1 protein-coding gene is annotated in these 1,165 nt (G+C 55.7%); it reads left to right on the forward strand.

Annotated elements, in window-relative coordinates; all coding sequences use genetic code 11:
• Window positions 1-1,164: elongation factor Tu (gene tuf, locus KFJ24_RS18145; protein WP_250832713.1), on the forward strand; the 1,164-nt coding region annotated here is incomplete at its 5' end.
• Window position 1,165: the final 1 nt, after the last annotated feature.

The raw sequence follows: 1,165 nt of genomic DNA on the forward strand, positions 1-1,165 counted from the left end.
CACTTGAACGTTGGCACCATTGGTCACGTTGACCATGGTAAGACGACTCTGACCGCTGCTCTGACTCGTGTATGTCACGAAGTTTGGGGCACAGGTTCTGCCAGTGCATTCGATTCGATCGATAACGCTCCGGAAGAGAAAGCGCGTGGTATTACCATTGCGACTTCTCACGTTGAGTACGATTCCCCGACCCGTCACTACGCTCACGTAGACTGCCCGGGCCACGCTGACTATGTGAAGAACATGATCACTGGTGCGGCACAGATGGACGGCGCGATCCTGGTTTGTTCCGCAGCTGACGGCCCCATGCCGCAGACTCGCGAGCACATCCTGCTGTCTCGTCAGGTTGGCGTACCTTACATCGTTGTGTTCCTGAACAAAGCGGACATGGTCGACGATGAAGAGCTGCTCGAGCTGGTTGAGATGGAGGTTCGTGAACTGCTGAGCCAGTACGACTTCCCGGGTGATGACACTCCGATCGTTACCGGTTCTGCGCTGATGGCGCTGGAAGGCAAAGACGACAACGAGATGGGTACTACCGCTGTCAAGAAGCTGGTAGAAGCCCTGGACGCGTACATCCCTGAGCCGGAGCGTGCGGTCGATCAGCCGTTCCTGATGCCGATTGAGGACGTATTCTCCATCTCCGGTCGTGGTACTGTTGTGACCGGTCGTGTAGAGCGCGGTGTTATCAAGGTTGGTGAAGAGATCGAGATTGTTGGTATCAAAGATACCGTCAAGACGACCTGCACCGGCGTTGAGATGTTCCGTAAGCTGCTGGACGAAGGTCGTGCCGGTGAGAACGTTGGTGTTCTGCTGCGTGGAACCAAGCGTGACGACGTTGAGCGTGGCCAGGTTCTGTGTAAGCCGGGTTCAATCAAGCCGCACACCAAGTTCGAGTGCGAAGTATACGTACTGAGCAAAGAAGAAGGTGGTCGTCATACGCCGTTCTTCAAGGGCTATCGTCCACAGTTCTATTTCCGTACCACCGACGTCACAGGTTCCTGTGAACTGCCGGAAGGCGTGGAAATGGTAATGCCGGGTGACAACGTCAAGATGAGTGTTACCCTGATCGCTCCGATCGCCATGGAAGATGGTCTGCGCTTCGCGATTCGCGAAGGTGGCCGTACCGTTGGTGCCGGCGTGGTCGCGAAGATCATCGAGTAAT

This window comes from Marinobacter sediminum, assembly GCF_023657445.1.
Classification (GTDB): Bacteria; Pseudomonadota; Gammaproteobacteria; order Pseudomonadales; family Oleiphilaceae; genus Marinobacter; species Marinobacter sediminum_A.